General features: G+C 42.5%; 2 protein-coding genes. Both read right to left on the bottom strand.

The genetic code is table 11. The annotated features are described in order from the left end of the window. Positions 1-362: 362 nt before the first annotated feature. A complete protein-coding gene (locus RM811_RS14610; RefSeq protein WP_402525636.1) occupies positions 363-1,388 on the bottom strand; it encodes a hypothetical protein in 1,026 nt (341 codons plus the stop codon). A gap of 481 nt (positions 1,389-1,869) precedes the next feature. Continuing rightward, positions 1,870-7,779 (bottom strand): hypothetical protein, encoded by a 5,910-nt coding sequence (locus tag RM811_RS14615; protein WP_402525638.1) that lies wholly within the window; start codon positions 7,777-7,779, stop codon positions 1,870-1,872. Positions 7,780-7,799: the final 20 nt, after the last annotated feature.

Below are 7,799 nucleotides of genomic sequence, written 5' to 3' on the forward strand. Positions count from 1 at the left end.
CATTTAACAAAGTCGCAGACGAGTCTTGATCCATGTTGGCTGGGTGTCAGGAAAATTATTGTGTAACAGGATGGAAGAAAAATCAGAAAAATCCAGATTTATAGGGGGGGTGCTGAACAGTTACAACTTTTTTTACTCAAATCAATTCCGAGAACAGCTACCTGACCTTTCTGGCTAACTCTTGTTTTGTTATGATCGCCTATAGTTCGCTCCGTTTCTTATTTTGAATGATGTTTGCACGACTCATTCATCATGGCTCATTTGAAGCCGATTTTGGAGCAGGGCGGACCATTCCATTAGGTCTTGAATATTGAATCTTGAATCTTGCATTAATTCAAGATTCAAGACCTGACCACGGATTTCTAATCAGAAGAAGAGTCTGTATCAGAATTTGAGATTGTATCGCTAGGTGGGTTACCGGGGCATATCGCTGCATTTTCTTGATTTTGCCGGGCTTGATCCTGCGGGTACAGACAAGGGCAAGGTTTAAACAGGGCAATACGTGAATTTTCTGGTAATGGAATCGGCCTATCGTCGAAACCCAGACACCTCATTTGCTGTCCTATAATGGGCTTTCCAAAAGGGTGTTTTTCCTCAGGTTCAATACATAGATAAAGTTCGTATTCTACTGAAGGATTGAAAACGCATATCAAGCCCTGAGCATCACAGGAGGTACATTGCTTCCCTAATTCAATAATCAGCTCGATTTTTTTGTGCAAATATTGTTGGTATTCTTCACCTGAAATGTCTTGAGGAATGATCGCATCAGAATATTTTAAATGGACTGAGTTTGGCTTTCTTTCAGCGATAATATCCGGAGACAACATATCCCCGGCCAGCATCTCCACTTTGATCCTGTCGGCCAATGTCGGATGGCTGAATTTGATATGCTTGAGCAGGTGATCGTGAGCCTGTGACAATGCATTCGGCTCAAGATCACTCAATAAAAATCGCAGGTTATCGAATGCCGGTTTTTTCTTAACAAGGCCAGGTTCCTGAGATGTTTTTAACTGACGGGTATGACTGGCGTCATCAGGATTAGTGGCTGGCTTATTAGAGGATGAGAGGCTCATTTGACCAATTCCTGTGCTCAATGGGGCTTCTGAAGCGGCAGAAACTGGATTTCCACTATTAACATCAACAGGGTCCATGAGTTTATTGACAAGATAATCCAGCGTCGATTCCAGTGAAGAAAAACGCTCACGATGGTTATCATAACTGGCTTTATCATCTAACTGCGAAGAAGCTGGCTGTGAACCTGCTGGTGGATTTTGATTGGTTACGATTTTGCGGGTTAAAACATCATAATAAAATCCTTTTTCCTCATAACAGGGATTGCCTGATCCCAGCTCAATATGACAATACACAGTGTCAGGTACTTTTGTCATTGATCTTCCATTAAAGCATTCACCATTACCTGTTGCCTGAATTATTTTTAAGCCTGTTTTTTCCTCTTTACCTCCATACTGAGGGTTTTGAGCGAGTTGGAAGGAATGCATAAGCAGGTACCTTTTTTAATCTCATAAGTAGGTGATAGTTTGCTATCAAATATTGACCGCTAGCTAATGAATAAGTTTCAATCTTTTTATAATCTAAACATCAGCAGCTGATGATATTCACGAATTTTCTGGTGGTAAATATTGAAATGCAAACAACTCCCCCTTTTTTAAAAGTAGCGATCATGCCTCTACGCCTTGGTATCAATGGTGAAGATCGGTTTATCAAATAAAATTTGACCCTACGTGCAGTCAATTTATACGAAAGCAAACTTCCACCTACTAACTATGAAAAATGGCGATTATTGCGGGTTCTGCAGCCTTTCTCATGGTCCTGGCTGGACATGTTGGACATGTCAGTTTTCAGGAAAGTTCACGAGCCACCAGAAGCACCCGATAAAGGGTTTGAATTTGCACTTTTACCAGTATCAGCCACCGATTTCTTCGCAGCTCCTGCTTCTTTCATAGCACGATAAATGTTTTGAGCTGATTCCTGGTATTCCTTAAATTGCTTTTTATCCACAACTACTCCCTGGCTAGCATGGATTGTTTTTGCATCGCCCATGGGGGCACTCGACTCAAAAGCGACCTCCATATGATAGTAGCCTTTTTGGGGTTTATTGGTAATATGTTTATACTGTTTCTTTAAAAGATCATAGCTCTTGTTCGTCAGTTGCCCATTATCTTTATACCGTTTAACCTGTACGTAAAAATCAGTTTTATCCGCCTTGTTTTTAAAAAAAACATGTCGTAAATAGTGTTCAGGCTTCTGAATTTTTGGCCCTTTTGCATGTTGTTGTCTTAAACGTCCGCTACCGTACGTTTTGGATGAGTAATAAAATGTTGGTAAACGGCCATCTGCCTTGGTCGCAAACTTCATATTCCCTGATTTATAAAGATGGTCAGTTGTGCTGAGTATCGAACACGTACCAGCGGAACTCGGTGCACGTTTTTTTCTGGCACCACAGTAGCTGTCAAAAGCCTGGCTACCCTGCTCTATCTTGGTTTTCTTAGGGTTGCCATCAACATCTAACTGTCGGTTTGGCTGGCCGTCAATAAAGTCGGATTTTTTTAAATTTGGCGCGCCGTCAACCATTCCGGATTTTTTTAAATTTGGCACCCCGTCAAGAAGGGTGTCACCATGTTTTGTGAATCGTTTTAACCAGCTGGAATTTAATTTTTTACTCATTTTTCTAGCTATTTTCTTTCCGCCCGACATCGTCATTCCAGGGATTAGTGCGATTCCTAAAGCTACGCTATACGTCATTATTGATTCTTCGCGCAACAGCTTCTTCTCTAAATACTCAGTCTCTATAGCTATTTCAATTTCAGTGAGGATAACAGTTCCTAATACATCCAAGGCATCACCTACAATAGGTACTATTCCAATGAGCCCCATCGCTTCTCGAGCTGCATCAAATAAAAGCCCTTTAATGACTTCATCCTGGCTACGGTGCAGAGAGTCAATCTGTGCAATGGCTGCATCTTTTGATCTAGCGTATGCAGCCCGAACAAATTCGTCACGTGTCACACTAAAATCCATATTTTTATAGTCTAATCTTTTTTCAGGGGTAGGAGCTAAAGGCTGGAATACTTTCTGAAGTATTTTCAAGTCCGTGACATCAGGGTCAGGATTAAAGTTCTCGGCTTCAAGCTTCCCGATATTGGGAACAGGAATTAAATCTAATCCTATTCCTACAATGGGAATTAGTCCTCTACGTATTCTGTGAGAAATTTCACCTTTCTCTGAGATCACCAATGGACCTATTCGAACATCTATAACTTCGTATGCTACAACAGTCTGTTTCATCTGAAATGGACTGAAACGTAACGTTTGACCGGCTATCATTTGAGCGCTGACAGAACCACCATTCAGTACTAGCCAGCGATAAAGCGTAGATGAGTCATCGCTGCAATCACTAGTAAATTCCACAACATTGTTTACTGTAAACTCTTGACCGGTCAGATATGAATATAGAGTGATTTTTTCGAATCTTTCAGGCTGGCCAAACTTATTTCGACGGTTAAAGCTTGCTGTGATATATGGCTGGATGAATTCAGGGTCATCTATAGATATAGAATCATATACAATTTGATACTCTTTATCGCTGGTGAAACTGGGGGGGTAGAACTCTAAATTCTTATTCATGATTTCAGGGATACGTGTTTCAGCGTCACTACTGCTTGATAAACTGGAAATCAGGGATTTAAAATCGTTTTCTATATCTGTATTGATCATCAAGTTAAAAAGCGTTAATGCATTTTGGTCATTACTGTATTGATTTGACGGGAAAAAGTAATTATCAATATTAATCCCTCTTCCTGTATTAAGAAGAAGGTCATAGGCTGCATAAGTGTTCACATTTCCAAGTTTTCCTTCTTCTTCCAGTATATCTAATACTATACCTACCACACCTGGCGGATAGTAGTTATCATCCTTATAAGTACCAATTATTGTTGTTAAATTCATACTCGTTACGCCAGCTTGATCAGCAAGACGCCTGAAGGTTTTTTCTACATACAGTATTGGATATATCATGATGTTGAGCAATGATTCGATAGGGCTCCTGATAGATTCGAGCACGTCTACCTTATACGCTTCATGTAGTATTTCTGTACCGTTTTGATGCGTTAAATAAACAATATTTTGTTCTAACTCAGGTGGAACTATACATTCTTCCAAATCGAATTCGGATATACTACCTATTAATGCCTCTTCCAGGGTATAGGGGATTAATAAGTTAATCCCATCAACTTTACTTCTTAACCAAATAGGATCAGATAAAGCAAGTTGATTACTATTTGGTTGTATTGACAAATTTGGTTGCAGGAGCGTCAGGTAACCCGCCAGCTCATCCGGGGTTTTGGTTCTTATTCGACCAGACTCTATTGAAGAGGCTAGTTGTCGTGCCTTTTCCTTCATGGCAGCATCTTGGAATTGCAATAGATACGAATTTAATTCATTTCTTGTATAAGCATTAGTACCACCTTTAGCGGCTAAACGCTGAGCCACCGTTGCCATTAAGTCGGGTTTATATTCAGTAATACGATTAACTATCTGATTGATTGCCGGGAGAATAAATGGATTGTCCTGGAGGCTCTCGTTGAAATGCATACAGCGACGAAGAAATTTCCTCGGGGCTTTGTTGGTTTTAATGGAATCGATATTGCAGTGTCCTAAATAGGCATCCTGAATGATATCTTTAAAATCTTCATGGGTAATTAATTCGCGATATTTTTCCAGTTGAGGTGGCAGTATAAGTTTTGCTGCATTACGGCCGGATAACGCCCCGAAAAACACCTCTTTCAGTCTGAAAGGGATTAAAGTAAAGACCTCATTGATTTCCATTCTAAACCAAATCTTATCTGATAACGACAGTTGGTCTCGGCCTTCAGTAGTGGTTTTACACTGCGTTTTAATGATGTCCTGCTGGAGTATATTTAAATAACCACGCAGCTGATCCTGGTGGATAGTTGTCAATGTAAAAGGTTTTCGTTCCGCTAAAGAATACTCTTTGAACTTCTTTAGATAGTTACTTAATGTTCCTCGTGTTCCGGCTAAACGCAGATAAGCCTCATGCATTATTTCTGGGAAATGTTCATGGACAAAAAATCCGCGAAGCCATCTTAATTTATGTGGAAGTATCAGATTCGATCGATGATAGAGAGATAACGCCCCGGAAAATACCTTTTTCAGCTGATAAGGTATTAATAAATGCATCTCACTACATTTATCGCTAACCCAGATCGTATCGGATAACGTCAGACCACTGCGGTCACTTTCTGGTAGCAGTATCTCCAGGTAGCCAGCCAACTCATCCCCGGGGGGAAGAGACACGTCTCTTCGCTGCTGCTCAGAGATTTGCCTGAAATCTGATATAAACGCTTTTAATTTCTGTTCTGAGTCAAGGGTTGTCCCTTGCTTAACTCTTAAATATTTTTCAAGCGTTTCAATTAGATCGGGTATACGTGTTTTATATGAAAATGAAGCGATAAGATCCACAATATTATTGATTGCCAGGAGCAGCAATGGCTGGTTCTCAATAATGTCTGTAACTTGAGATTGTTCAGTTTTTATTGTCGGGCCCGGGATTGTCTGAGCATTGGCAACCCTGTGATTGGTATTATCGATCTGTTGAGTATTCCCGGTCGACGTTAACTGCTCAAAATTCGCCGGCAAATCGTCAAATCCTGACTGATCATTCTCGGACAAGTTGAATTGCGGTGGTGTTGATATCGAATCAGCCGGTGAATTTTGCGTGGTTACCTCAATCACCTGTGGTGGTTCCGGGGGGGGCGTTGACAGGTCAGAAGGCTCCCGCTCCTCAAACGCAAAAGAGAGCACCTTGTCTGCAAGATTTTTATCAACAAATTCGGTGCGAAAACGTTCTAATTGCTGTGGAAGAATGAGCTCCGCACCTTTATAGAGGGATAACGCTCCGGAGCATACCTCTCTCAGCTCATAAAATATTAATAAATGGGGCTCATTACATTTATTGCCAACCCAGATCTTATCCGATAATGCCAGGTCTGCGATGCCGGTTTGGGTTCGCAGAATCTCCAGGTAGCCAGTTAAATCATGCCGGTCGAGAAGAGGCACTACGCTTCGCTGCTGCTTGCTGATGTGCCTGAATTCCGATAAAAATCCTTTTAATAATTGTTTTGACTCAATGGTTCCTCCTTGTTTATCGATCAGATATTTTTCAAGGGTTTGATAGAGATCAGGAACAGCGCCTTGATATGAATATGAAGAGATAAGATCCACGATATTATTGATAGCCGAGAGGAGTAATGGATTGTTCCTGATCATGCCTGTGAAGGGAGGATTCCCGGCAATGAAGCGACATGGACTCCCATCTTGCAGATAGGGAGTTACTGCTGTCAGTTCATCCATCTCCTGATCCGAGATGTCGGACAACAATACCGTGCGCCATTTTTTCACATCAAGCGTTTCGCCTGAACTATTATAAGGACTTGCTTTCAAGCTTTCCGAAGAGGAATGATCCGGTGCGGGGATGGAGGCACGGGAAGGCTCAGCATCGTCAGGCTCTTCTCCGTGAAATGGCTCCCATTGCAGATAATACTCAGTATTCGCATGCTTATCTGCCAGTACCGGCAATGTTAATGTGGTCACTCCTACTTTCTGTAACAGGTCAATCACAACAGCGCATTCCCGGTTCAGGCATTCGCCGGTCAACACTTCCTGATAAGTTAATGCTGGTTCTGCGAGTTGATAACCATGCCTGGGAATAAACCGGTAACAATCCGCTATGACCTGGTTAATGGTGTTTGTCGACGTCGGACCGTCAACAGGATTGTCCATTATGACATCGGGATAAAGCAATTTGTCCCACATTGATGCTTGATAACAGGTTTCACCCAATTGATGGGCCAGCGTTTTATGCTTCTGCACAAGGCCATATTTTTTTACATTCGGATCTTCTTTTGCCAGATCATTAATATCCTGAACGGAAACGTGGGCATAAGGTATTGCACGATATCCTATACCGGCGGTATTACCATGACCATCCGATAAAACTGGCACAAAACCAAAGGGAAGCTGGTAATCCTCCACTTCAGAAAATCTTAACTGTAACAGGCCAAGTACAAGGCGGCTGTACTCATATTCCTGCTCGGTTACCGTAATGCTCGGGTTGTACTGATCAAAGGGGGCGATGTGACTGGCCGGGTTATGAAGCATGAGCAAGTCGCGTGTTAGTTCAATGGGTCTGGTTTCATTGTTCACAATGACGTTTTCAGTCACTTCCGGAATACTTAATGTGCTGTTCAGATAGGCTTGAGTCGATGTGATGTTCCCGGGGGTCGGATCTATAGATAGAGAGCGCGAAGCGTTATGAGGACATGCGGTGACAGACTCGTGCCGGTGCCGGCGGGGCAAGTCGGATACGGATGTTTCTTCAACCATGGTGTTTCTGTTTTCAGGAATGGGATTCGCCCCGGCCACCGGAAACCGGAAACGTTGGTCCAGACTCTCCAGAACCGTATAGAGAGCATCCAGAGGTGTACCAGAAAATAACCCGGTGGCCAATTCATCCACTGAAGCGCCATCCCCTGAGCCTTTCTGCGCTGTTGACCAGATCGATAACTGATCACCCGGCTCAAGGCAGTCGTTTATAGTGTTAGCGGTAATACAAACCCGGCCATTGCGGTTAAATATTTTAACCCCGTTCATAAACTCCCTTTCGTTGTACGCTTCAGGAGTAGCCACCTGCGCTGAACCTGCTGGCGGAAGGTCTGTCACCTCTGGCGAAGGGACATCCACCCGTCCATAGCCCATGGCTC

The sequence above is a fragment of the Endozoicomonas sp. genome, assembly GCF_031844845.1.
In the GTDB taxonomy this organism is placed as follows: domain Bacteria; phylum Pseudomonadota; class Gammaproteobacteria; order Pseudomonadales; family Endozoicomonadaceae; genus Endozoicomonas.